Raw genomic sequence first — 25,774 nt, 5'->3', positions numbered from 1 at the left:
GTTCTATTTATCATTTGTGTATTTCCTTTAGCAATCGGTTAAGAAAGACTCATCTCAGCATTTGTACGAGCAACCCGTTCACTGATTTTTAAGAATGGCAGATATAAGAAGACTAACGCGACAATAATGACTGCTTGAACAACAATTGCTCGCCAATCACCTGCAGTTGCTAAAAAGCCACTTAAAAACGGTGGTGTTGTCCAAGGAATGGTCACCACACAGCGATTGACTAGCTCCATTGATGTTGCTAAATAGCCAATAGTCGTACCTACGATCGGTGATAATACAAAAGGAATGATCATCGGTAAGTTGAAGACGATCGGTAATCCAAAAATCACAGGTTCATTGATGTTGAAAATATTAGGACCTAACGCCAACTTAGATAAATCTTTATATGCTTGATAGCGACTAAAAAGTAAAATTGCTATCACTAAAGCAATGGTCGAACCAGTACCACCCATCAAAGCGCCATATACTTGGTGGAACGCTGAGTTGATAATGTGAGGAGCAGCTTCCCCATTCGCAGTAGCTGCCATATTCTCATTCATATTTACCATCAATAATGGATCTAGGATCGGACCGGTGATGACAGATTGATGGATACCGAAAGAAAATAGTAAGTTTCCAAAGCAAACTAAAAACAAGTAGCCAAAAAATGAAGTCCCTACACCACGTAATGGCTCTTGGATGAATTGTTCAATGATTCTCATAAAATCATTTCCTGTTAATTGGATCAAAAATGAAGCAAAGGCAAACAATGAAACGACAATGATCAATGGGAACATCGTGTTAAAAGATTTTCCTACTGCTGGCGGTACACTATCTCCTAAATTGACTTGCAATTTCTTAGAACGTGTCAAACGAATGTATAGCTCTGTTGCCAATAATCCAGTAATGATGGCAGCAAAGACTCCTTTTGAACCAATATTCCCGTAACTGATGACCCCACTGATTTCCACAGCCGTTTCCCCATTGATCGGTGTTGTCTCAATCATTGTTGGAAGCAACGTCAAAAATGCTGGAACAACAGCGATCACAACCCCAATTGGGTTATCATATTCTCTATTTTTTGACAAGAAATAGCCAATGGTGATCACAAGAATAATCCCAGTGATATTAAGGGTCGCGTTCGTAATGATCGATCCCCAGTTTTGCCAAGATGCCATTGTGTCCGCGCTGATCATATTTTGGAACCAACCTGACGGATCTAACACGACCGAATTAATTAAAATAGCAATACCTGCTAAAATGAATAAAGGCATGATAGTAGCAAACGAATCACGTAGTGTTCTCAAATAAATTTGATTGCCGATTTTTTGTGCTGTTAAAACAAATTTCCCCATCAAAGCTTCCCTTTTTTTCACATCCATTTATTTATGCCTCCTAAATTGTCTATAGTTGTATATCAACTTCTAATACAGAATATCACCTGAAAACGTTTTTGTAAATACACAATTAAAATTAGTATATACTTATTTCTGAGAAAAAGAAAAAAGACCACACTTGATCGTGACAAGCACAGTCTTTTAAGCATTATTATCTAATTGATATCGGCTACTATTTTTCCTGACGTATAGGGATATCTTGTCTTAGATAGATCAAACGGCGTACCATCATCAAAAAAGACGATCTGATTGGTTTCTAAAATCGGTTCTCCTACCTCGATCTCAAACTCTTCACTGTCTAAATGATTTGCTTTTGAAGCAATGATCACTCGACGGGCCGCACTGACCACATAACCCAACTCTTCTCTGATATAGTTGTAGATAGACCCCTTTAAAATCTCTTCATCCAAATCTTTGATATACTTAAGAGGCATGATGGATGTCTCTATACTTCTCGCCTCTCCATTTACATACCTTACACGTTTGATGTCATAGACCGGATCAGTCGCTTTTATTTTCAGTTCCTCAGACTCATAAGAAGTGGGGAAACGCACGTCAAAGCGGATGATTTTACTGGTCACCTCCGTCCCTTCTTGAGCAGAAGTCCCGAATACACTATTGATCTGGGTCACATTCTCCTTGTCCTTTTTAATGTTGCTTCTCACATATGTCCCCGATCCTCGTCTTGTGTACAGTAAAGATTCATCGATCAGTAACTGTATCGCTTTTCTAATCGTTACTCGACTCGTATTGTAGGTTTTTGCTAATGTTTCTTGATTTGGTAATAGCTCGCCTTCTTTAAACTCCCCTTCAATGATTTTATTTTTCAAGGAGTGGGCAATTTCTATATATTTAGGCATGTTTATTTCACCTCCGGAAATTTGTATACACTTATTATAATATTAGATAAACAACTAATTGTAAATAACCTTTACAACTATAACACATAAATAATCGATTCATTGACCGAATGTTTCTTCATTTATCCAAATAAGCAAGATTCGGAGTCAAAAAAAGCCTTCAGAGAATCTATTTCTCCGAAGGCCATATGCCACTCAAGTCTTTATCACTTATTACCTATTGAATTTTATCATGTTTGATCAAAAATAAGCGTACAACTATTTCTGACTTTTGCAATTATTATTTTACTACGAACAAACATATTTTCAGTCTTTACTTCGCCAAACGATAGATAGCATCCGCATAGATCGCTGTCGCACGAAACAAGTCATCTAGACTCATAAATTCATTCGCTTGGTGCATTGTATCTGTGTAGCCTGGGAACATTGCGCCATACGCAACACCGCGTTTTAATAAGCGTCCGTATGTGCCGCCACCGATGATTTGTTCGTAGCCTTTTTCGCCGGTATGATCTTCGTAGACTTGTAATAATGTTTCAACCAACGGATCATCCATTGGTACATAATGTGGTTCCATTACACGGGCACCACGAGTAACTGATGCACCTTCGTCTGCTACTGTTTTGTTCAATTTGCTTTCTAATTCATCTGTGGTTGTGCCTTTAGGAAAACGGAAGTTCATGTTGATATAGTTATCGTCTTCTGAACCATTTTCTTTAAACGCAAACAACCCAGCGTTCATTGTTAGTTTACCCATTTTTTCGTCTTCGTGGGCAACGCCTAATTTCTCACCATAAAAGTCTTCATGGACGTAAGTAGCTGCCACATGGATGAATTGTTTAGCTGCACCGATAAATTCGTAATCATCAAGGAAGTTTGCTAAGAAAGATCCGGCATTGATCCCTGATTGTGGGCTTGCGCCATGTGCACCTTTTCCGACTACGTTGATCGTAACAAATGTATGCTCTGCTTCGATCGAACCGTTGATTGGATTTGCTTCAATAAATTCATAAAATGCCTTTTCTAATGCAACTGCTGCATCTGCGCTTGGTACTTCGATTTTTGCAGTCGCTGTTCCTGGCACCATGTTTTCACGTAAACCTGACGTAAATGATTTCAGTACATAGTCGCCGGCGTTATCGCCTTTAAAGCGGAATGCGAAAGAAACATTGCCTTTTTCTCCGTTGATGATCGGGAATTCCGCATCTGGTGAGAAACCGAAATCAGGTTCTTCTTCATGTTCAAAGTAGTAAGCCATGTCTGCCCAACCACTTTCTTCGTCACTACCTACGACAAAGCGAACTTTTTTCGATAATTCTAAGTCTAGGTCTTTGATGATTTTCATCGCATAGTAGGCAGCCATACTTGGTCCTTTGTCATCACTTGAACCACGAGCAAAGATTTTTCCATCTTTGATCACTGGTTCGTAAGGATCAGTATCCCAGCCATCGCCAGCGGGCACTACATCCATATGACCAAAAATACCTAAGGTTTCGTCTCCTTCACCTAGATCGATGTGTCCTGCGTAATTGTCCACGTTTTTTACAACGAAGCCATCACGTTCACCATAAGCAAGCATGTGTTTCAATGCGTCACGAGGCCCAGGTCCAAATGGTGCATCTGCAGTTGCTTTTGAATCATCACGTTCACTGCTTACGCGTAAAAGATTTTTTAAGTCTTCAAGCAAGTCTTCTTTACGTGCTTCGACTTCTTTTTGCCAATTGATTGTCATAAAGTTACTCCTCCACTCATTCAGTCTACGAGTTCATCATAACATAAATCAGACAAATTGTTTAAAAAATCAGACAACGGATAAACGAAACAGTTTTTTCCCTAAATATTATGGGCTATAATGAAAAAAAGGAGGCTTTCCCATGGAACTAAATGAACAATTACTCCAACAAGTGATTACTCCTCGCCCCATCGAATCTCATAAAGGTACATTTGGTAAAGTCCTGTTGATTGGCGGAAACGAGCAATTCGGTGGTGCGATCATCATGAGCGCTTTAGCAGCTGTCCATAGTGGGGCTGGCTTGACAACTGTTGTAACAGATCCTAATAATCATGTGGCCGTCCATAGTCATTTACCAGAAGCAATGGTGGGGGATTGGACAAATAAAGAAACATGGTATTCGGCTTTTGAAGATGCGGATGTCTTACTAATTGGTTCGGGATTAGGAACCAATCAACAAAGCCTTGAACTTCTGCAATTTGTCTTGACCAATCAAACAAAAAAACAATGGTTAGTCATTGACGGTTCTGCTTTGACATTGCTCGCTACGCATTCGCTGGAGCTTCCTTATCCAGAGCATACCGTTCTCACTCCCCATCAAATGGAATGGCAACGTGTCAGCGGATTGAGTTTAGAGGAACAGTCTAGAGAAAATAATCAGCTGAAGCAACAAGAATTAGGTGCATCACTTGTTTTAAAAAGTCATCAAACAACGATCTATGGGCAAAATGGGATCTATTACAATACAGCAGGTTCACCAGCCATGGCAACAGGTGGTATGGGTGACACGTTAGCTGGTATGATTGCTGGTTTTTTAGCTCAGTTTCAAAAAAACGAGGAAACGATCAGTGCCGCTGTCTATTTGCATAGCTTTATCGGCGACCAATTAGCAAAAGAGCGATATGTCGTTTTACCAACTGAAATCAGTCAGCAGATCCCAAGATGGATGCATTATTTTAGTCAAAGATAAGAAGGAGCATCACAATGGAAAAATATACCGGCTACCTTAGAGAGCCTTTTTATTACGAAACCGATCAAATGGGTATCATTCACCACAGCAACTATATCCGCTGGTTCGAAGAAGCACGTGTTGCCTTGTTAGAACACTTGGATTTTAGTTACAAGAAAATCGAAGAACAAGGCATCATTATCCCTGTACTAGGCGTAAGTTGCGAATACAAAGAAATGATCCGTTATGGGGACAAAATCTTGATCCAACCGATTATCGAAAGCTACACAGGCACACGCTTGAATTTCCGTTATGAGATTTACGGTACAGAAGATCAGCGTTTACGGACGACCGGTACAAGCCAGCACTGTTTCTTACTTGCAGAAAATCAACGTTTAGTCAAACTAAGCCGTGTCAATCCTAGCTTGGATAGTCTGTTTAAAACTTATGCAAACATCGACGCAGCCCCTGATTCTGCAACAGAAATAAAATAAAAGAAAAAATAAGTGTTTATTCTTGCCTTTTAACCCCCGATTTGTATAATGGAAAGAAAAAAAGCAGGTGATTATGATGTATGTCGTGAAAGTACTACACGGTTATATTGATAAAACTGGCTGTCGCACACGTGAAAAAAACCCGGAAAACTTGCTTGTCTTCAAAGACAAAAAAGAATCAGAAACCTTTGCCAATCAAATCGGTGGTCGTGTCAAACAACTGCAGGAAGTTCGCCCAGATTGACTGTTGCTTTCGTGAAAGGATGAGATGTTCGCACTATGGATATGTATTGAAAAGAGTCGACAAACCAATTGTTTGCGGCTCTATTTTTGTGTTTCTGTTCGCTGATCAGCTCGTCCCCTTACTCTATTCTCAGGAAAGGATATGCTATACTAGGTATAGCTTTTTGAAAGGGGTGTTCTATGGGGAACAATTTGCAACAACAAGCATACGAAGCCATCAGACAACAAATCATCTATTCTGAATTAGCTCCTGGGAGTAAGATTTCCGACAGAATCTTAGAAGAACAACTAACGATTGGACGCACGCCAATTCGAGAAGCATTGATCCAACTTAGAAATCAGGAATTGATCAAAACAATTCCTCAATCCGGTACATATATCTCAAAAATCGACATACGTTCCGCAGACTTGGCACGTTACATGCGAGAAAAATTAGAACAACCGATTTTACAAGAGTGCAGTGCTAAAATGAACGATACCGCTCATCAACGCTTGGAGATGATTTTAGAACAGACGGATCAAGCCATCTTGGCACAAGACAAAAAAACCTTCTTTCTTTTGGATAAAGCCTTTCACCAAATGTGTTACAAAGTTGCGGGGAAAGAAGAAATATGGACTTGGCTTGAAAGCTATAGCACTCACTTAGATCGTTTCCGTTGGTTGCGTTTGACGATTTCTGAATTAGATTGGGGCCGTGTATTAGATGAACATCAAATCTTATTGAGAGCCATGAAAGAACACGCACTTGATGAAGTGGGATTTCTTTGTAACCTCCACCTCCATATGATCATTGAGGAACAAGAACAAGTGATCCTTCATTATCCGAATTATTTTGAAGCATCCTCTGAAAGATGATTCAAAAGAGGCGTAACGCTCCGCAATTTTTAGGAACGTTTGCGCCTTCTTTTGCCTTATTCAAATAGATTTACAATGACTGAACAAGTCGCTCACAGAGTAGAGGATCATACGGCCAAATCATAGCGACTTCTAACACATATGGTGAAAATCCTACGTTATTCAACTTCTCCGAAAAGCTCATCGCTGCAATCTCACTCAATGTTCGGATCTTAGACTGATGGCGATACCCAAAAAATCGCCATAGTTCTACAGTTTTCTGTTGGGTATACAATGTAGGATCGCATGTTTCAAGATGATGATACAATTCATGCGCTAAAATCAAAGAGGTAACTTTTTCCAACGGGAGCGCAGTGATCTTTTCCTGTTCAAACTTCTGGATTGGTTCTGTCATTAAACAGATCCCCGTTGTTTCATCGTAAGTGGCGAGTGTCAAACGATCATTCCGCCATGCTGTTTCTCCATAGGAGATAGCGACATTTAATGTACGACAAAGCGCATGAATATTTCTTGTATGGTACTTTCGATAAATTACTTCTGCTAACCTTTCTCCACATTGTCTCGCCAGTTCTCCCCACGCTCTTTGCTCAGAAAGTGAGAGTTTCCCTACTAAAATCTCTCGTTTAAATTGATAATCACACCACTGTTTATCAGAAATCGTCATTAATTTTGAAATCAACTCATCTAGTTTACTTTTGCTTGATATTTCCCGCAATCACGATCACTTCTTCCGCTGGTTCCAACATCGCGATTTCTAACTCCATCAAGAGTTGTAGTTGTTCAAATTCTGTCGCCGAAAAATCTGCGACACGTGCGCCGATACATAGATAAAATTCTGGACGAGCAATCAGTTCAGTCTGATAGACCGCCAGTTCATCCCATAACTGTTGAACAGCGAAGAGATATTGTTCAGCTGTGGTTTTTAAACATTTGGCATACCCTCTTTGAACTTTGATAAATCCTTTTTGGTCGATAATCCGTAATGCGCCGATAGAATGTTCTGGACTATTTTCCCCAATCACATAGAAGAAGTCAGTATTCGCTAATAAGGAAACAGCTTTTAGAGGCATCCGCAGGTCTTCTGACGCTATTGACAACGCCTCATTTTTACTGATCTGTTTTGTTAAATCAGTCGCTTTGACTTCCGTTGATCCTGTGGCAATTGCTGTGATTTTTGAGGTTTGAGGATCAATTTCAACATGGACTTCAATCGATTCCGGTGTGGCGCCAGATTCGATTGCTTTATTCATCGCTTCATTTTTCAATCCTCGAATATCTTCTTTGCTTGGTGAAGGAATGATCCGTTCCACTACATCTCTCACCATCGCTAATGCCACACCGATCGAAGAAATCACTTCTGCATTTTCCGGTATGGAGTACTTAACACCCATTTTCCGACTAAAATAGGTGATCAAGGAAGCTGCTCCACCGCCTACACCCACCAAAGAGATTTGTTCTTTCTCCAATTGATATTTTTCTGCCAGTTCCAAAATGACTGGTTCGATTTTTGCATAAGCTTTTGCCATGATCTGCTCAGCGATGTCTTCCACAGTAGTCTGACAATACGCAGCCAAAGCTTCCATGGCTTTTCTTGCGGCTTGTGGATCACCATAGGAAAAATGTTCTTCTTGGACAAGACCAAGAACATTCGCTGCACAAGAATTGGTGATAGTGACCTCTTTTCCGTCTGCCAAAATTACTTTGACATAATCAGCCGGATCTCCTTCAACAGGGGAGAAAAAGACAACTTTCGGTTGATCGATTTTTTCAATCGGTGTGAATACAGCATAATCCAACCCAGCGATATGGGCAGAACGTGGTCCTACATCAAGAATCCCTGTCCGATCTGCCCGAACCATCGAACCACCGGCAACACCTAAGACACGAACATCTAAAGAGGAAATATAGGTCGCATGCCCGCCGACCACTGAGTAATCGATGGCAGGACGCCCATTTCTGATGACACCAATATTTGTCGTTGTCCCTCCTACTTCAAAATACACACCATTCGAGGCACGTAAATACATCAAAGAACCCATGACAGAGGCAGCTGGTCCTGAAAGCAACGTTAAAACTGGCCGCTTCTTCATTTCAGCGATTTCCATTACCCCACCATCGCCACGCATGATCATCAAAGGAACATTGACACCGGCAGCTCTAACCGAACGTTCAGTCGACGTCGCTGTCTCCAACATTTTAGGCAAAATCGAGGCATTGATCGCTGCCGTTCGCGTTCGTCTCGTCAACCCATAAAGCTTAGTGATCTCAGAAGCCATCGTTGTTGGTATCCCTTGTTCCGAGGCAAGGGAATAAATGACCTGTTCCGACTCACTATTATCTACGCCAAAAGCCATTGAAGAAACCAAAACTTCCGCCTGTTCCTTTTTCAGTGTAGCAATCGTCTCTAACACTCGTTCGTTTGTCAGTTGTTTAAGTGGTAAGAAGACATTTGCAATGTCTATTTTTCGATTATTCCCTAAATCGATCGGGGCTAACCGAGTTTGTCTTTTCGCCAAAAAACCTTCGAATCCACCCTTTGCCATTCCGATCACTCCTACTTTTGCCACATCTCCTTCAATCAAGGCATTCGTTGCTTGGGTCGTAGAATGCGCGACAAAAACGACATCTTCCGGACTGATCAGATTTTCTTGCAAACAATTTTGAAACGATTGTACGACCCCGGCAGCTACACCCTCTGGATGGTGATGCGTTGTTTTAACAGATGATTTACCGATGATTTCATGTGTCGCATTGTCGATTGCGACTGCTTTTGTATGGGTACCACCTACATCGATGCCCATTCTTACTGCACGCTTCATTTTTGCATCCTCCAAATTTTTTACTTTCTATAACTATCAAAAATTACCATAAAGGATCAACGTCAAGATACAGACGATCACACCGATCGCCCACCCTGTCGGAATCGATTTTTTCATGAATTCACGAGAGGAAACTTTTGTATACCCTAATCCCCAAGCGATCCATGATTGAGTTATATCTAAATGCTGCGGCGCAATGGTCGTTGTCGCAAATAATGGAAATAAAAAGGCAACGGGCATCGTCGGATTGACTGCTAAAACTACTGCTAAAATCGCTGATCCCGAACCGACTAGACTCAACGGACCACGGAAAAACCCGAGAGGGGTCAACAATGCAAAGGCAAGTGCCAATACAACAGGTGTCTGGGGAATAAAATCGCCAAGGATCGCAGAGAAATAAGAAGAAGCATACACCGCCGAATTATTGAACATCGCTAAAGTCATCAAAAAGCCAACCATTGGTGCCACATCTGTTGCTCCATCTGTAAATAATTTAGCGAATTGTCGACAGATCTCCTTGTATCCCCCACGTAATTTCCCTGTAAATAGCAACGCCCAGATCCCAGCCAACATAAAACCAAGAATGATCGGGATTTCTAACACCACCACTCCTAACACAGGTATAACGACTGCCAACCAAGAAATCATTGGCGCTTCCCCACCTTCTCGTGGAAGTTCAGCTGCCATTGCATAGCGTTTCTTCGGGTTCATTGATATATTAGCTACAAGCAGAACGATTACTAAACTTACGATCATGCCAATCATTCCGATTTGAAAGTAATCATTGTATGTATAATTTTCAGCCGCAGAATTAAACCCTGCATAGATCGTTTGGTATTGCTTGAAATTGACAATATTTGCAAAGATCCCTGCCATAATCGAACCCATGAATGCAAATAGAGCAACAGGTGCAGCAATTCCTAACGACATCAAAATCGGTAAGACGATCACGGCAATTGAAATCACTGGGCCAATCCCGGTCATCGACATAAAAATAATTGACGTTACAAGACATAAAAGGCTCATCGTGATCCGCGGTTTATCACCGCCAAGCTCTACGACTTTTCGAATCAATGTAGCCGCTATCCCACTATCTACCAATACTCGACCAAAAAAAGCACCAAAGAATACATTCACTAAAATCGATTTCGCATATTCCGCTGGACCAGTAGCATATACATGGGTCAACACATCAATGACTGACTGTCCTTCCATTGCGGCATTCGGTGAGAAAAAATTACCAACCAGCGCCAATCCCATCCAAATCGTCGCCATGATCGCTAAACCGACCATCAAATTAAGTCCTTTGACACAATACCAAACCATAAAGAAGAACGACAAAATCAACAACATACCAATAATCATTTCACTCATAGACTCACTCCATTCTATTTCATCTCACTGATATATCAGTTGATTCATTCTACCTCACAGAGAAATCGCTTTCATTAAATATTGACGACAGAACAAGGACATATGATTAAAGAAGATTCATTACGAGCTACTGAAATGTTTTTTTAAAAAACATTTCAGTCAGATAACTATATACACAAATTCATTATCTAAGACATAAAATGAGCTATAATCACCTCTCTTTTCAAAAAAATATCATGTACTTTATCTATTTGGTTATTTCAATTTATTTGTACATAACAGAAATTTTATTGAAGTTTGATAGATATAAAAAAACACATCCAGAAAACCTGGATGTGTTTAGCTATTCTAGCGCTTATTTAGCTAAAGCGTCTTTTGCTTGGTCAGCTAATGCAGTAAATGCTGCTGCATCATGGACAGCCAAGTCAGCTAACATTTTGCGGTTGATGTCGATTTCAGCTAATTTCAAACCGTGCATCAATTTTGAGTAGCTTAAGCCATTCATACGAGCCGCTGCGTTGATACGAGCGATCCACAATTTGCGGAAGTCGCGTTTCTTTTGACGACGATCGCGATATGCGTAGTTGTATGAATTCATTACTTGTTCTTTTGCTGTTTTAAATAAAGTGTGTTTTGAACCGTAGTAACCTTTTGCTAATTTCAGCATTTTTTTGCGACGTTTACGAGTTACTGTTCCACCTTTTACACGTGCCATGTATAATTCCTCCTAATAAAAATAAATCTTTAAATTTCAGTTATTTTACGTTCTTATTTCATTTTTGCTAGTTGTTGACGAATACGTTTGAAATCGCCACTAGAAACCATGCGCGCTTTACGTAATTGACGGCGTTGTTTTTTAGTTTTACCGTGGAAACGGTGACTTGTAAACGCACGGAAGCGTTTCAATCCGCCTTTACCAGTACGTTTGAAACGTTTTGCTGATCCGCGGTGTGTTTTTTGTTTTGGCATGACTATATTTCCTCCTCAAAATCTTTCGTTATCCGACTATTGACTGTCCAACAATCAGTTAGTCATTCAAATTACTTACTGTCGTTTTTCGGTGCCAGCGTCAAGAACATGCTGCGTCCGTCCATTTTCGCTTTTTGTTCCACTGTTGCAATATCAGCAGTTTCTTCAGCTAAGCGATCCAAGACTTTTTGACCAATTTCTTTGTGGGTAATGGCACGGCCTTTGAAACGGATAGAAGCTTTCACTTTATCGCCTTTCTCTAAGAACTTACGTGCATTACGAAGTTTTGTATTGAAGTCATTCAAATCAATCGTTGGACTTAAACGAACTTCTTTTACATTGATCACTTTTTGTTTTTTACGCGCTTCGCGGTCTTTCTTTTGTTGCTCGAAACGGTATTTTCCGTAGTCCATGATTCGCGCTACTGGTGGTTTCGCACCTGGAGCAACTAACACAAGATCCAAGTTTGATTGTTCTGCAATTTGCAATGCTTCTGCTTTTGACTTAACTCCTAATTGCTCACCATCTGAACCGATCAATCGTAATTCACGTGCACGAATGCCGTCGTTAACCATCATATCCTTTGCTATGGTCATTCACCTCCAAATATTATGAGAGAAAGAAAAGCTTACCGAATGAACGGCAATAAAAAAAACGAGTTCTTTTGATAGAACCCGCACGTACTCCATCTATACTACATATAGATGAAAACTATCTAGCCCAGTGACTGTATCAACTAAGGCGAGAAGCGGGTGCTTCTGCTTTTATTTCTCAACTTAATTATCATACCAAATCTATTTCTTTTTGTCAATCATTTCTTCACTTTTTTCTATTTGATCGTAGCACTTCCTCATCTTGTACGCATTCTAAATGGACTGTTGTTCCGCATATCACCAATCGAATATAAATTCCTTCTGCTACTACTCCATCTACGTTTTATATAATTCCATTTCTTTTATTTTAAGATAACTACAACAAAACCTGAACAAATCATTCATTTCTTAATCCCCTAAAAAGTATCCTTTTATCAAAAATTTATTTACGCTTTCAAAAAAAGGTACTAAAACCCTTAAAAATCAACATTATAACAAATCGTATTATTTATGTTCCTATTATTTTTTTACCTACACATCGGTATAAACTGATTCGTAACTACTTGTTTTTTTTGATAATCTTAATTTCAGATAACATAAAAAAATGATAATTACGAAACTCATCGTTCAATATATGTTATCTAAATCTTATTTACATATGGAGGAAAAAATGAAAAAACAAATTTTGGGTACAGTTTTATGCTCGGGGATCTTATTTGGAGCAAGCTTAGCGATTGGAGAACAAGACGCTTCTGCTCACGGGTATGTCGAATCACCGATCAGTCGTGCGTATCAAGGACATTTAGATCGTAATGTTAATTTATCCGCTGCAGCAGCAAAATATGGTCCTGTCATTTATGAACCACAATCATTAGAAGCTGGGAAGGGATTCCCAGAAAGAGGTCCTGTCGACGGTCGTATTGCTTCTGCAAACGGAGCGGTTGGCGGAAGCTTTTTGCTAGATAATCAAACAGAAACAATGTGGACAAGACAAAACTTAGATACAGGCGTGAATACATTCAGATGGCGCTATACACAATCTCACCGTACAACTAAATGGCATTATTACATTACTAAAGTAGGATGGAACCCGAATGCACCACTGAAACGTAGCGATTTAGAGTTGATCACAGAAATCCAACATGATGGAACTGCTTCTGCAAATAATCGTAACCACACAGTTAACATTCCAAACGACCGTATCGGTTATCATGTTGTTTTAGCTGTATGGGACATTCATGATACAGGCGGTGCCTTCTATCAAGTAGTCGATGTCAACTTGAAAGGTGATTCAGCGATCCCAGTAGCACCAACAGCACCACAAAACGTGCGTGCGACGAATGTAACTTCTTCAACTGTCCAATTAGCTTGGAATAGTCAAGCGAACACTGCATCTTACAATGTTTATCGTGATGGCGCATTGGTCGGAAATACATCATCGCCAGATTTCAATGATACAAACTTAACTGCAGATACTTCTTATAACTATGAAATCGAAGCAGTTGGACAAACTGGCTTAGTCTCTGCTAAAACAGCTTTGACAGTAAAAACTGCAACAGAAAATACACAAGAAAAACCAACTACACCGACTCACTTGCACTCAATGGGTCAAACAAGTTCAAGTGTTTCATTGATGTGGGGCGCTTCTACTCATTCAAAAGGAATCAAACAATACAACATCTACCGTAACAATCAATTGATTGGTTCAACAAAAGAAACAGAATACGAAGTGTCTGGATTAGCTGCAAACACTGCCTACTCATTCGTGGTTCGCGCAGTCAGCAATACGGATGAACTATCTGATGCAAGCAATGCGTTATCTATTACGACAGATCGCGATGACAATGGCGGCGACGGTGGTGGTGAAGTCACTCCAGGACGTCAATGGACAGTAGGAAGCTTATTCGCACCGGTTTCTTATACAGCAGGTGAAGAAGTTGTTCACAACGGTGTGACATATATTACTTGGCAATCTCACTTGAACTATGGTGATACAAACTGGGCGCCAGGAATTGCTCATGCTTTATTCTATCCTAAATAAAATAAACCTTATCAACGTAATTAAAACGATAATATAGAAAACATTCCACGTAAACAAAACCCTATAAGAATGAGGCTAGAACAACTTTCTTTGCCTCAAAAATAAGCCAGCACCTGTAACATTCGAGACGAATATTACAGGCGCTGTTTTTTTCAAAGCGCTTATCCATTATCACAGATTGCAAAAAACATTCTCCCTCTCTTCGCATCCAGTTCCTTCTATAATTAGGTAAAATATATAGAATTGCTTGTGAGGTGGTATTTAGTCATCTCGAAACTCTTGAATCCGAATAAATGATATTCTAAATTGACTTTTTTCGATAATAAGACCGAACACTCCTATCACAATCTCAGACCAAAAAATCGATGATCAAATCCATAAAAAAGGAATAAAACAGCCAATAAAAAGATATATTTTAAAAATAAGTAAACGTTAAAAAATAACTGCAAACGCCAATACAAGCTTTCTCAATTAGAATGAAATTTTATCTTTTTGTTTTCCCGTTGTTATTCATTATGCAAAATAAATAACTGATAAAAAATAAAAAAGACAACAAAAATGCCTTTAAATCAATATTTATTCATGTTTCGAATAAAAACACCGTCATCTGAAGTCAAGACCCAATTTTACCTAATGTTCGGTATAAACAGATTATCCAATAGTCCAATTCTCTGATAATATTAAATACAGATAACAACGAGACACATCGAAAGAGTCATACTCATCGACCTTATTAGTTATCTAAAATATCATTTTATCTATGGAGGGAAACATGAAAAAACAAATCTTAGCAACAGTTCTATGCTCTAGCGTTTTAGTAGGAGTAGGTTTATCTATCGGAGGACAAGACGCTTCAGCTCACGGTTATGTGCAGTCACCGATCAGTCGTTCATATCAGGGACACCGCGACCGCTTAATCAATCATGATGCAGCATTAGCAAAATACGGTCCAGTGATTTATGAACCACAATCATTAGAAGCATTGAAAGGCTACCCAGCAGCTGGTCCTGCTGACGGACAGATTGCTTCTGCAAGCGGTGCAGTTGGAAACAACTTCAACTTAGACCGTCAAACTTCGACAATGTGGACAAAACAAGACTTGAACACAGGTCTTAATACATTCACTTGGCGCTATACACAATCACACCGTACAACTAAATGGCATTACTACATCACAAAAGCTGATTGGAATCCAAATGATCAGTTAGATCGTAGCGATTTTGAATTGTTAACAACGATCAACCATGGTGGGGCTCAAGCTGCAACAAATCCATCACACTCAGTGAACATCCCTAATGACCGTCTTGGTTACCATGTTGTTCTAGCTGTTTGGGATGTAGATGATACAGCAATGGCATTCTACCAAGTAATCGATGTGAACTTGAAAGGTGATTCAGCAATTCCAGTAGCACCAACAGCACCACGTAACGTTCGCACTACTAACGTAACTTCTTCAACAACTCAATTGACTTGGGATGGACAAGCAAATGCTTCATCATTCAACGTTTACCGTGATGGTCAATTATTAGGAAACACAGCTTCACCAGATTTCAGCGATCAAAACCTAACTGCAGAAACTACATATAAATATGAAATCGAAGCAGTTGGACAAACAGGGCTAGTTTCTGAAAGAACAGCTTTATCTGTTACAACTTTATCTGAAACTACAGAAGAAAAACCAACTGCACCTAGCCACTTACACTCAATGGGTCAGACAAGTTCTAGCGTTTCATTGATGTGGGGAGCTTCTACTCACTCAAAAGGAATCAAAGAATACGAAATCTTGCGTGATGGCCAAGTCATTGGTTCAACAACTGAAACTGTTTTTGAAGTAGAAGGCTTAAAAGCTGAGACACAATACTCATTTGTAGTACGCGCAATCAGCAATGAAGGCGATGTTTCAGATGCAAGTAACACATTAACAATCACAACTGATCGCGATGAAAATGGCGGCGGTGACGAAAATGGTGGCGATGGCGGAAACGGCGGCGGTGAAGTCGTTACTGGACGTCAATGGACAGTAGGAAGCTTCTTCTCACCTGTTTCTTATACAGCCGGTGAAGAAGTTGTCCACAATGGTGTGACTTATATTACTTGGCAGTCTCACTTGAACTACGGTGATACAAACTGGGCACCAGGAATTGCTCACTCATTATTCTACCCTAAATAAATCAACTCACTACCCTTTGTTCGACTAAACAACGATTTAAATAAAAAAAAGGCAATCACTCATTCGTGGTTGCCTTTTTTGTGATTTCTTTATTTGAGCAAATAAAAGTTTCGCTAACGTCAGAACAGTTTTAGACACTTAATTCTTCACGGATATCTGTTAGTTTTTCTTCGATCATTTGTAACACTTGCACTTTTGCTGTTTCATCTTCCACAAAGTTCAAACGATCACCATCAATTTGAATCTTAGGACTTTCATCGTAAGCTTCATACCATTCATCATAACGGCGATTCAACTCTTGATAATACTCATAGAGACTAGGGTCAAAAGAAAGTTGCTCGTATGACCGACCTCTTTTTTCGATCCGTTCTAACATGGTTGAAAAAGATACACGAATATGAACCAATAGATCGGGATGTTTTTTCGATGCCGCATAGGGCAATTCTTCCATCATGTTTGCCAATAATTCATCGTAGACTTGGACTTCTGTTGCTGTCGCTCGACCAAGATCTGCATTTAAATGAAACAATAATGAATCCTCATAGATCGAACGGTCTAACACATTGTTATCCTCTTGCATCGCTTGCTTGATACTTGCAAATCGCTTATTCAAAAAATAAATTTGCAATAAAAACGCATATTGTTCAGGGTTTGCATAAAACAAAGGCAATACTTCGTTGTCATCGATTGATTCGTAAAACGCCTGACTCTTAAAATGGTCAGCAATCATTTTTGTTAAGCTTGATTTCCCTGCTCCTATCGTTCCTGCTAAAACAATCACACTCATTTCCCTCCAACTCACTTCTCCCACTAAATACAGTGTTTTTTTCTCATGTTTCTAAATATAACCCCAATATCTTGTGGTGTCAAACGAAATCGACAAGATTCTTTCCTATGAAAAATCAAAATTTTATTAAGAAAATCACGTTTTTTGTCGAGAAATCGTATTCTTTATTTTACTTCTTGACTGGTTTTAGTAAAATAAAGAAGGACTGTTTTTTTGGACAAACATTGCGCACATAGTAATAGGCGCTTTATTTTTTGTTAAAAAGCTACTCTTAGAGGAAAAGAAGGAGTTGTATTATGGCAATTCATGGCCAAGGGGAATCGAGTGGAAAACTGATTTTAATGGGTGAGCATGCTGTCGTTTACGGCGAGCCTGCCATTGCCTTTCCGTTTTATGCAACAAAAGTAACAGCTACACTTGAAGCACTCCAATCATTCAATAAAGATCAACTTATTTCTTCCTACTATATAGGAAATTTACATGATGCACCACATGCGTTGAATAATATCAAACAGCTGATTGCTGGTCTGAAAACTCACTACCATGTGCAAGACACATTGCGTTTAACGATTGAGAGCACCATCCCTGCAGAACGTGGGATGGGTTCCAGTGCAGCCGTAGCCACTGCGATCACACGAGCTTTTTATTCCGCCTATGAGTTGCCATTATCACGAGAAAAATTATTGGCACATGTGCAAGTTTCTGAAAAAATCGCACATGGAAATCCCAGTGGAATCGATGCTGCCGCAACAAGTGGATTCGAACCGATTTATTTTACAAAAGGCCATCCTTTTGATTATTTTGCGTTGAATATCGATGCTTTCTTGATTGTCGCTGATACGGGAATCAAAGGACAAACACGTGCAGCGGTGAAAGATGTCGCACACCTTTTTGAGAAAGATGCGCAGAAAACTGGACAAAAAATCCAACAACTAGGATACTTGACGAAACAAGCTAAAAAAGCAATTATCGAAAATTCGCCAGAAAAGCTAGCTGAAGCAATGAATGATGCTCAGCGCATTCTAAAAAGTTTGACGATCAGTAATGACTTTTTAGATAGTCTGATCGCTACCGCACGTGCTACTGGCGCTTTAGGAGCAAAATTGACCGGTGGCGGACGTGGTGGATGTATGATTGCCTTAGCACAAACAAAAACAGAAGCTCAAGAAATCAGCCACGCACTAATACAAGCAGGCGCAGCTGAAACTTGGATTCAAGGATTAGGAGTACATACCTATGCTTAGTGGTAAAGCCCGTGCCTATACAAATATCGCCTTGATCAAATATTGGGGCAAAAAAAATGAAGAATTGATTCTTCCAATGAACAACAGTTTATCTCTCACTCTCGATGCTTTCTATACAGAAACCGAAGTGATTTTTTCAGATTCGTTCACAGACGATCTGTTCTATTTAGATCATGAATTACAAACAGAAGCAGCAACAAAAAAAATCAGTCGCTTCCTTGATCTTGTACGCATACAAGCGAATACAAACAAACGCGCAAAAGTGATCAGCCATAACTTTGTTCCAACAGCCGCAGGTTTAGCTTCTTCTGCAAGCGGTCTAGCTGCGTTAGCTGGCGCCTGTAATGAAGCCCTAGGACTAGAATTGGATAAACAAGCCCTGTCCAGACTCGCTCGTCGGGGTTCTGGTTCGGCTTGTCGTAGTATTTTTGGTGGCTTCGTGGAATGGGAAAAAGGGCATGATGACCAAACTTCATATGCGCAACAAATCCCTTCTAATGGATTTGAAGACGAACTCGCCATGGTATTTGTATTGATCAATGATCAACAAAAAGATGTATCTAGTCGTGATGGGATGCGTCGAACAGTGGAAACTTCGCATTTTTATCAAGGGTGGCTTGATTCAGTCGAAACAGATTTACGGGAGCTGAAACAAGCAATCGCTGAAAAGTCGTTCCAAAAAATGGGCGAAATCATGGAGCGAAATGGGTTAAAAATGCACGGCACCACGTTAGCGGCTAATCCACCCTTCACCTACTGGTCTCCAGATAGTCTGAAGGCGATGCAAGCAGTTCGTGAGCTACGTGCTTCAGGCATTCCTTGCTATTTCACGATGGATGCAGGTCCAAACGTCAAAGTATTAGTTGAAAAGAAAAATCAAACGGCTGTTCAAGCAAAATTCATTGAATTATTTAGCCGTCAACAAGTGATTCTTGCTCATGCGGGGCAAGGAATCACGATTATTGAATAAAGGGAGATTGTTATGGTTGAAGTATCTGCACCTGGAAAACTTTATATCGCTGGAGAATACGCAGTTGTCGAAACGGGGCATCCTGCAATCATCGTGGCAGTCGATCAATTCGTCACAGTAACAGTGGAAGCTGCTCGGAAAGTAGGCAGTATCCAATCTGCACAATATAGCGAGATGCCTGTGCGTTGGACAAGACGAAAAGGCGAACTCGTTCTAGATATCCGTGAAAACCCGTTCCATTATATCCTTGCTGCTATACGTTTAACTGAGAAATATGCACAGGAAAAAAACATTCTTCTTTCATTTTATGATTTGAAGGTAACCAGTGAATTAGATAGCTCAAACGGCAGGAAGTATGGACTAGGTTCTAGTGGCGCAGTAGCGGTAGCGACGGTTCGAGCATTGAACCAATTTTACGCACTGAATTTATCTCAGCTTGAGATTTTTAAAATTGCAGCCTTAGCTAATCTAGCTGTCCAAGACAATGGTTCTTGTGGTGATATTGCGGCTAGCTGTTATGGTGGTTGGATCGCCTTCTCCACTTTTGACCACCAATGGCTCAAAGAACAAGAATCAAGTAAAACGATCAGTGAATTATTAGCGCTCGATTGGCCTGGTTTATCTATTGAATCCTTACACACTCCGGAAGATCTCCGTTTATTGATTGGTTGGACTGGTAGTCCTGCCTCTACTTCCGACTTAGTGGATCAAGTACATCGCTCTCGTGAAGATAAAATGGCGGCGTATCAACAATTCCTTGAAGATAGTACGCTTTGCGTCAACACGATGATCCAAGGTTTTAAAGAAAACGACGTTGCTTTGATCCAAGAAATGATTCGTAAAAATCGTGAATTATTGCGTGATCTGTCTGCTATCACTGGCGTGTTGATTGAAACACCAGCATTAAATAAACTGTGTTGTTTAGCTGAACAATTTGAAGGTGCGGCGAAATCTTCTGGCGCTGGCGGTGGGGACTGTGGCATCGTGATCGTGGACCAAAAATCAGGTATCCTTCCATTGATGAGTGCTTGGGAAGAAGCTGAGATCACCCCGCTTCCATTACATGTCTACCATCAACAGAAAGAGGACAAGTTATGAATCGAAAAGATGAACATGTATCATTAGCTAAAGCATTTCACAACAAACAGATAAATGAATTTGACTTCGTTCGACTTGTCCATCGTCCACTTCCACAAAGCAAGGTTGATGAAGTGTCTTTGAAGACAGAAGTTGCAGGTTTTACTCTTTCTAGTCCTTTCTATATCAATGCCATGACTGGCGGTAGTGAAAAAACAAAAAAGATCAATCACGACCTTGCACAGATTGCTAAAAGTGCTGGGTTGATGATTGCTACCGGTTCTGTCAGCGCCGCCTTGAAAGATCCTTCCTTGGCAGATTCTTATACGGTGATGCGAGATGTCTATCCTGAAGGGAAGATTTTAGCGAATGTCGGTGCTGGTACTTCTGTCGCACGTGCCCAAGAAGCTGTAGAACTCTTCCAAGCGGATGCGTTACAGATCCATTTAAATGCACCACAAGAATTAGTCATGCCTGAAGGGGATCGCGATTTTTCGCAGTGGAAAGAACTGATCTCAGAAATCCAACAAACACTTGATGTGCCAGTGATCGTAAAAGAAGTGGGCTTTGGGATGACGAGGGAGACCATCATTGAACTGTCTGAACTAGGTATCAAGACGATTGACGTCAGTGGACGTAGCGGAACAAGCTTCACACAAATTGAAAATGCTCGTCGTAAAAAGCGGGAATTGGCTTATTTGACGGATTGGGGGCAATCTACTGTGTCCTCCTTACTTGAAGCGAACGAAGCAAATACAGCCGCCGAAATCATTGCTTCGGGTGGCATACGAAATGCTTATGATATCTTTAAAGCATTGTGTCTTGGTGCGAACGCTGTAGGGATTTCCGGAACGATCTTGACGCACTACATGACACACGGGATCGATGAGACGATTGCTCTTATGGCACAGTGGCAAGAAGAACTACGAATGCTCTATGCTATGGTCGGTGCAACAAAAACAAATGATTTAACCAAACAATCCTTGATTTTTTCTGGCCCGGTCAAAGAATGGTGCGAAGCCAGAGACATCCCATTATCAAAATATGGCCGACGCAAATCATAACCACCCTTCAAAAGGGTGGTTTGCTCTAGGGCTATAAGCCCTTAACACCGGCCAGCGCCTAAAGACGCTGGCTTTCTCATTTCATGTTCAAGCCATATTGCCTTTGTCACTTTTGCCTACCTTTAAAAAGGTGTTTGTTCTACTCTTTAACCCTTAAAAGGGTCTTCATATTCTCGAACGCTCAATTTATCTAGCGCTATATCATGTTTCTCCTGTTCTTGAATGTATTTCCTTATGGTCGCTTCATTCAATCCCACAGTGCTTACATAATATCCTTCTGCCCAAAAATGTCGATTGCCAAATTTATATTTTAAATTTGCATGCTTATCAAAAATCATCAATGCACTCTTTCCTTTAAGATAACCCATAAAACTTGACACACTTATTTTTGGCGGGATACTCAGTAACAGATGGACGTGATCTGGCATCATATGTCCCTCCAAGATTTCTACTCCCTTGTACTTACATAGTCGTTTGATAATTTCTTGAATACTTGCTCGATATTGATTATAGATGATTTTTCTTCTATACTTTGGTGTGAATACAATGTGGTATTTGCACAACCACTTTGTATGGGCTAAACTATTTGCTTTATTAGCCATTTCTTTTCCCTTCCTTTCGTTATCAATATGACCTGAACAATCATATTTTAACGATAGGAGGGGCTTTTTGGTAGAACCTTTTATTCCCCACCCGCATAGCAGGTGGTTTTCTGTTTCACTCGCTTTGCGAGCTCAACTTGGTCTAAAGACAACAATAAAAATGACGAGTGCATACGATGCACTCGTCATTCTTTGTTTATTATGGTTGTTTTCCGATATAAGCTAAGATACCGCCATCTACATACAAGATATGTCCGTTAACAAAATCAGACGCACTTGATGCTAAGAAGACAGATGGTCCAGCTAAGTCGATTGGATCACCCCAACGAGCGGCTGGTGTACGGCCAACGATAAATTGATCAAATGGATGACGCTCCCCGTTTTCTTGTGTTTCTCTTAATGGCGCTGTTTGCGGCGTCGCGATATAGCCAGGTCCGATCCCATTACATTGAATGTTGTACTGACCATATTCTGAAGCAATGTTTTTCGTCAACATTTTTAATCCGCCTTTAGCAGCAGCATAGGCACTTACTGTCTCACGGCCAAGTTCACTCATCATTGAACAAATATTGATGATTTTCCCGCCACCTTTTTCAATCATATCTGGGATGACTGCTTTCGACATGATAAATGGTGCGTTCAAGTCTACGTCGATGACTTGACGGAAATCCGCCGCATCCATTTCGATCATTGGTGTACGTTTGATGATACCTGCATTGTTGACCAAAATATCGATTGGACCAACTTCTGCTTTGATTTGTTTGACCATTGCTTGTACTGCTGACTCATCCGTCACATCACAAACATAGCCTTTTGCTTCAATGCCGATTTCTTTGTAGTTGGCAATTCCTTCATCTACTGATTCCTGAGTTAAATTATTGAAGACGATCGTTGCTCCAGCTTCTGCTAATGAGCGAGCGATCTCAAAACCGATTCCGTATACCGCACCGGTGATTAAAGCGACTTTATTGTCTAAGCGAAACATATCCATATTGAATGACATTTTTATCTTCCTTTCCTATTTCAATTGATCCATTGATACCATATCCATATCTGTATAGGTGATATTTTCACCACACATTGCCCAGATAAACGAATAATTGCTTGTGCCAACACCTGAGTGGATCGACCAGCTTGGTGAAATCACGGCTTGTTCATTATCTACGACTAAATGTTTAGTTTCATCTGGTTTACCCATCATATGGAACACACGTGTGTCTTCATTTGCATAATCAAAGTAAACATAAGCTTCCATGCGACGTTCATGTGTATGACAAGGCATCGTGTTCCATGAACTACCCGGTTCTAAAATGGTGTAACCCATTTGTAATTGACAACTTTCACATACGTTTGGATGGATATATTGGTAGATTTTACGTTCATTCAATGTGACACCTTCGCCTGTTTCCATGGGTTTCACTTGATCGATGCTGATTTTTACATTTGGATATTTGTGATGTGCTGGCACAGAACTGATGTAAAATTTTGCAGGGTTTTCTGGATCTACCGAGGAGAAAACTACATGCTCTGTTTCTTTACCGATGTAATACCCATCTTGTTTCTTCATTTCTTCTTTTTCACCGTTGATTTCAATGAATCCAGGTCCGCCGATGTTGATCACACCAAGCTCGCGACGTTCTAGGAAATAAGTAACACCTAGTTCTTTATCTAGTTTGATTTCTAATGGATGAGTTGTTGGTGTTACACCGCCGAAGATCATACGATCATTGTGCGTATAAGTAAGACTGATTTTCCCTGGAACAAATACTTTCTCTACCAAAAATTCATTTCTCAATTGTTCTGTTGAATAATGACGGATATCCTCTGGGCTATGTGTATAACGTGTTTCCATTTCTTGCATGTTGATAGACTCTCCTTTATCGAATGATTTTTCCAGAACCGCTAGTGATAAAACTAGCAACTTCTGCTTGATTGAATTGGTTGCAATCTCCATGAATCGTGTGTTTCAACGCAGAGGCTGCTGTCGCAAAATCAATAATTTCTTGTGGTTGCATCTCTTCTAAAATTCCATGAAGCAATCCCCCAGCAAACGCATCTCCTCCACCCACACGATCAACGATCGAAGTGACTTGATGAAGCGGCGATTCGAAATAGCTATCCTTCATCCACAAGGTACCTTGTAGATCATTTTCACTCGCTGAATGCACCGTACGTTTGGTTGAGTAAAACGTTTGGATGTTGGGAAATCTTTCTTGCATTTTTTCGTAATAATAAAAAAGTGGGTTTACTGTCGTTTCAGGTGCTTTTGCTATCCCTAACAAATAAAGCGCATCCATCTCACCCGCTGAACAAATATCCACGAGCGGTAATAATTGTTCTAACACTTCACCCGCTTCTTGTTGTGTCCACAGCTTGCCTCGATAATTGATATCAAAACTGATTTGACAGCCTGCTTGTTTGGCTACTTCCATAAGTTCTTTTGTCAGCCATCGCCAATTTTCTGATAATGCCGGTGTGATTCCTGAAACATGGAATAGATCGACTCCCTTAAAACAATCCTCTAGTGACCATTCCAAGCGATCCATCACCGCGAAACTGGAACCAGCACGATCATAAATGACTGAAGCCGCACGTTCACCGATCCCTGTTTCCATATAATATGTGCCAAGCCGAGGGCCGCCTTTCAGCAGTAGGCTAGTATCTACCCCATAGCTTCGTAAGTGTTTTTCGACTGCCAGACCCAGTGAATGTTCTGGGACTTTTGACATGAACGAAACCGTATGTCCATAATTTGCTAATGAGATCGCGACATTCGCTTCCCCACCGCCATAATGCGCGCAAAAATGATCACTGTTTTGTAACCGTTGTCCCTGTTCTGTCGACAAGCGTAGCATGATCTCTCCGAGTGTCACGACTCTTCCCATGAGCGGTTACCTCGTAATTTCTTTCATTTTTGCCGCATATTGTTGTGCGACTTTTGTCACTTCCTCAAAATCTCCATGAGCTGCTGGAGCCAACAAGTTCCCACCAACACCAACAGTGATCACGCCTGCCTCAAACCATTCTTGCATGTTTTCTAAACTGACCCCACCAGTAGGCATGATATTGACATGGGGCATCGGCGCTTTGAATGCAGAGATGATACTTGGACCGAAAGCACTTCCAGGAAATAGTTTGACGATGTCTACGCCACTTTTTAGCGCTGTTTTGATTTCATCGATCGTCATACATCCTGGTAAATAAGGGATTTGGTATAAATTGCATAGTTCTGCGGTTTCCTGATCAAAACAGGGGCTGACGATATACTCAGCACCTGCTAAAATCGCTAAACGCGCAGTAATAGCATCCAACACTGTCCCTGCACCGATCACCACATCCTGTTGGTCTTTGTATGTTTCTACTAGTTCTTTAATTACCCGATCTGCTTGTGGCACGGTGAAGGTCAACTCAATGCCAGTTAGTCCGCCTTTGATAATCGCGTGACAAGCATTCAGCGCTTCTTCATTTGTTGCTCCTCGTACGACTGCAATAACTCCCGCTTGTTTCAAACGAGATAAGATATCCATTTTTTTCATTTTCCCACCC

General features: G+C 40.5%; 25 protein-coding genes and 1 other annotated feature. Of the genes, 10 read left to right on the top strand and 15 right to left on the bottom strand.

Annotated features, from left to right (window positions below; translation table 11 throughout):
• Window positions 1-38: 38 nt before the first annotated feature.
• From IGJ14_RS01235 to pepV, 3 genes are all read right to left on the bottom strand, one after another.
• Window positions 39-1,370 carry a PTS sugar transporter subunit IIC gene (locus IGJ14_RS01235; protein WP_081277470.1) on the bottom strand — a complete coding sequence of 444 codons (1,332 nt, stop codon included), beginning with the start codon at window positions 1,368-1,370 and terminating at the stop codon, window positions 39-41.
• A 170-nt stretch (window positions 1,371-1,540) separates the two neighbouring features.
• A complete protein-coding gene (locus IGJ14_RS01230) occupies window positions 1,541-2,245 on the bottom strand; it encodes a GntR family transcriptional regulator (protein WP_065096930.1) in 705 nt (234 codons plus the stop codon).
• Window positions 2,246-2,558: 313 nt separating this feature from the next.
• On the bottom strand, window positions 2,559-3,977 hold the full coding sequence (gene pepV, locus IGJ14_RS01225) for a dipeptidase PepV (protein ID WP_065096929.1): 1,419 nt from the start codon (window positions 3,975-3,977) through the stop codon (window positions 2,559-2,561).
• A gap of 142 nt (window positions 3,978-4,119) precedes the next feature.
• Between pepV and IGJ14_RS01220 the strand changes: the two genes are divergently transcribed.
• The 4 genes from IGJ14_RS01220 (at window position 4,120) to IGJ14_RS01205 (ending at window position 6,518) form a co-directional block, all read left to right on the top strand.
• Window positions 4,120-4,947 (top strand): NAD(P)H-hydrate dehydratase, encoded by an 828-nt coding sequence (locus tag IGJ14_RS01220; RefSeq protein WP_065096928.1) that lies wholly within the window; start codon window positions 4,120-4,122, stop codon window positions 4,945-4,947.
• Window positions 4,948-4,961: 14 nt separating this feature from the next.
• Window positions 4,962-5,420, top strand: coding sequence for an acyl-CoA thioesterase (locus IGJ14_RS01215; RefSeq protein ID WP_065096927.1), 459 nt, complete (start codon window positions 4,962-4,964; stop codon window positions 5,418-5,420).
• A 76-nt stretch (window positions 5,421-5,496) separates the two neighbouring features.
• Entirely contained in the window at window positions 5,497-5,664 is a 168-nt protein-coding gene (locus IGJ14_RS01210; protein ID WP_019723404.1) for a hypothetical protein, read from the top strand.
• Between the two features lie 179 nt (window positions 5,665-5,843).
• Window positions 5,844-6,518 (top strand): GntR family transcriptional regulator, encoded by a 675-nt coding sequence (locus IGJ14_RS01205; protein WP_019723403.1) that lies wholly within the window; start codon window positions 5,844-5,846, stop codon window positions 6,516-6,518.
• Window positions 6,519-6,588: 70 nt separating this feature from the next.
• On the opposite strand, the gene IGJ14_RS01200 is transcribed toward IGJ14_RS01205, so the two are convergent.
• The 6 genes from IGJ14_RS01200 to infC form a co-directional block, all read right to left on the bottom strand.
• Complete coding sequence (locus tag IGJ14_RS01200) at window positions 6,589-7,233, bottom strand: hypothetical protein (protein WP_065096926.1); 645 nt, start codon at window positions 7,231-7,233, stop codon at window positions 6,589-6,591.
• Entirely contained in the window at window positions 7,208-9,337 is a 2,130-nt protein-coding gene (locus IGJ14_RS01195; RefSeq protein WP_430608181.1) for a hydantoinase/oxoprolinase family protein, read from the bottom strand. Before IGJ14_RS01195 ends, IGJ14_RS01200 begins: the two co-directional genes overlap by 26 nt.
• A 36-nt stretch (window positions 9,338-9,373) precedes the next feature.
• Window positions 9,374-10,711 (bottom strand): citrate transporter, encoded by a 1,338-nt coding sequence (locus IGJ14_RS01190; RefSeq protein WP_065096924.1) that lies wholly within the window; start codon window positions 10,709-10,711, stop codon window positions 9,374-9,376.
• Window positions 10,712-11,066: 355 nt separating this feature from the next.
• Entirely contained in the window at window positions 11,067-11,426 is a 360-nt protein-coding gene (gene rplT / locus IGJ14_RS01185) for a 50S ribosomal protein L20 (RefSeq protein WP_019723984.1), read from the bottom strand.
• A 53-nt stretch (window positions 11,427-11,479) separates the two neighbouring features.
• Window positions 11,480-11,680, bottom strand: a complete 201-nt coding sequence (gene rpmI, locus IGJ14_RS01180) for a 50S ribosomal protein L35 (protein ID WP_010736566.1) — start codon at window positions 11,678-11,680, stop codon at window positions 11,480-11,482.
• 71 nt (window positions 11,681-11,751) lie between these two features.
• Window positions 11,752-12,276: a translation initiation factor IF-3 gene (infC, locus tag IGJ14_RS01175; RefSeq protein WP_010736567.1), complete on the bottom strand. Its 525-nt coding sequence runs from the start codon at window positions 12,274-12,276 to the stop codon at window positions 11,752-11,754.
• Window positions 12,277-12,320: 44 nt separating this feature from the next.
• Window positions 12,321-12,450: a sequence feature (ribosomal protein L20 leader region), on the bottom strand.
• Window positions 12,451-12,943: 493 nt separating this feature from the next.
• Between infC and IGJ14_RS01170 the strand changes: the two genes are divergently transcribed.
• Window positions 12,944-14,314: a lytic polysaccharide monooxygenase gene (locus tag IGJ14_RS01170; RefSeq protein WP_104871856.1), complete on the top strand. Its 1,371-nt coding sequence runs from the start codon at window positions 12,944-12,946 to the stop codon at window positions 14,312-14,314.
• Between the two features lie 772 nt (window positions 14,315-15,086).
• On the top strand, window positions 15,087-16,484 hold the full coding sequence (locus IGJ14_RS01165; RefSeq protein ID WP_195476169.1) for a lytic polysaccharide monooxygenase: 1,398 nt from the start codon (window positions 15,087-15,089) through the stop codon (window positions 16,482-16,484).
• Window positions 16,485-16,614: 130 nt separating this feature from the next.
• On the opposite strand, the gene IGJ14_RS01160 is transcribed toward IGJ14_RS01165, so the two are convergent.
• On the bottom strand, window positions 16,615-17,271 hold the full coding sequence (locus IGJ14_RS01160) for a deoxynucleoside kinase (protein WP_195273792.1): 657 nt from the start codon (window positions 17,269-17,271) through the stop codon (window positions 16,615-16,617).
• 296 nt (window positions 17,272-17,567) lie between these two features.
• Between IGJ14_RS01160 and mvk the strand changes: the two genes are divergently transcribed.
• Genes mvk through fni form a run of 4 tightly spaced genes read left to right on the top strand, consistent with a single transcriptional unit; the run spans window position 17,568 to window position 21,626 of the window.
• The gene (mvk, locus tag IGJ14_RS01155) at window positions 17,568-18,515 is read left to right on the top strand and encodes a mevalonate kinase (RefSeq protein ID WP_104775623.1); all 948 of its coding nucleotides are present in this window, start codon (window positions 17,568-17,570) and stop codon (window positions 18,513-18,515) included.
• The gene (gene mvaD, locus IGJ14_RS01150) at window positions 18,508-19,485 is read left to right on the top strand and encodes a diphosphomevalonate decarboxylase (protein WP_195273793.1); all 978 of its coding nucleotides are present in this window, start codon (window positions 18,508-18,510) and stop codon (window positions 19,483-19,485) included. The genes mvk and mvaD overlap by 8 nt, the downstream gene beginning before the upstream one ends.
• Before the next feature lie 12 nt (window positions 19,486-19,497).
• A complete protein-coding gene (locus IGJ14_RS01145; RefSeq protein WP_019722409.1) occupies window positions 19,498-20,583 on the top strand; it encodes a phosphomevalonate kinase in 1,086 nt (361 codons plus the stop codon).
• Window positions 20,580-21,626 carry a type 2 isopentenyl-diphosphate Delta-isomerase gene (fni, locus tag IGJ14_RS01140; protein WP_195273795.1) on the top strand — a complete coding sequence of 349 codons (1,047 nt, stop codon included), beginning with the start codon at window positions 20,580-20,582 and terminating at the stop codon, window positions 21,624-21,626. The genes IGJ14_RS01145 and fni overlap by 4 nt, the downstream gene beginning before the upstream one ends.
• A gap of 146 nt (window positions 21,627-21,772) precedes the next feature.
• Here fni and tnpA read toward each other — a convergent pair whose 3' ends face one another.
• From tnpA to IGJ14_RS01115, 5 genes are all read right to left on the bottom strand, one after another.
• On the bottom strand, window positions 21,773-22,228 hold the full coding sequence (gene tnpA, locus IGJ14_RS01135; RefSeq protein WP_100917284.1) for an IS200/IS605 family transposase: 456 nt from the start codon (window positions 22,226-22,228) through the stop codon (window positions 21,773-21,775).
• Window positions 22,229-22,427: 199 nt separating this feature from the next.
• Window positions 22,428-23,231 carry a gluconate 5-dehydrogenase gene (locus IGJ14_RS01130; protein WP_195274152.1) on the bottom strand — a complete coding sequence of 268 codons (804 nt, stop codon included), beginning with the start codon at window positions 23,229-23,231 and terminating at the stop codon, window positions 22,428-22,430.
• A gap of 15 nt (window positions 23,232-23,246) precedes the next feature.
• Window positions 23,247-24,089, bottom strand: coding sequence for a 5-dehydro-4-deoxy-D-glucuronate isomerase (gene kduI / locus IGJ14_RS01125; protein WP_019722412.1), 843 nt, complete (start codon window positions 24,087-24,089; stop codon window positions 23,247-23,249).
• A 16-nt stretch (window positions 24,090-24,105) separates the two neighbouring features.
• Complete coding sequence (locus tag IGJ14_RS01120; protein WP_195476331.1) at window positions 24,106-25,113, bottom strand: sugar kinase; 1,008 nt, start codon at window positions 25,111-25,113, stop codon at window positions 24,106-24,108.
• Window positions 25,114-25,119: 6 nt separating this feature from the next.
• The gene (locus tag IGJ14_RS01115) at window positions 25,120-25,764 is read right to left on the bottom strand and encodes a bifunctional 4-hydroxy-2-oxoglutarate aldolase/2-dehydro-3-deoxy-phosphogluconate aldolase (protein ID WP_041684164.1); all 645 of its coding nucleotides are present in this window, start codon (window positions 25,762-25,764) and stop codon (window positions 25,120-25,122) included.
• Between the last annotated feature and the right edge of the window lie 10 nt (window positions 25,765-25,774).

Origin of the sequence: Enterococcus sp. DIV1304_2 (assembly GCF_050555445.1) — a bacterium.
Taxonomy (GTDB): Bacteria; Bacillota; Bacilli; order Lactobacillales; family Enterococcaceae; genus Enterococcus_B; species Enterococcus_B pernyi.
The sequence above is the reverse complement of the archived record's forward strand: the minus strand, read 5'-3'. Positions and strand labels throughout refer to the sequence as shown.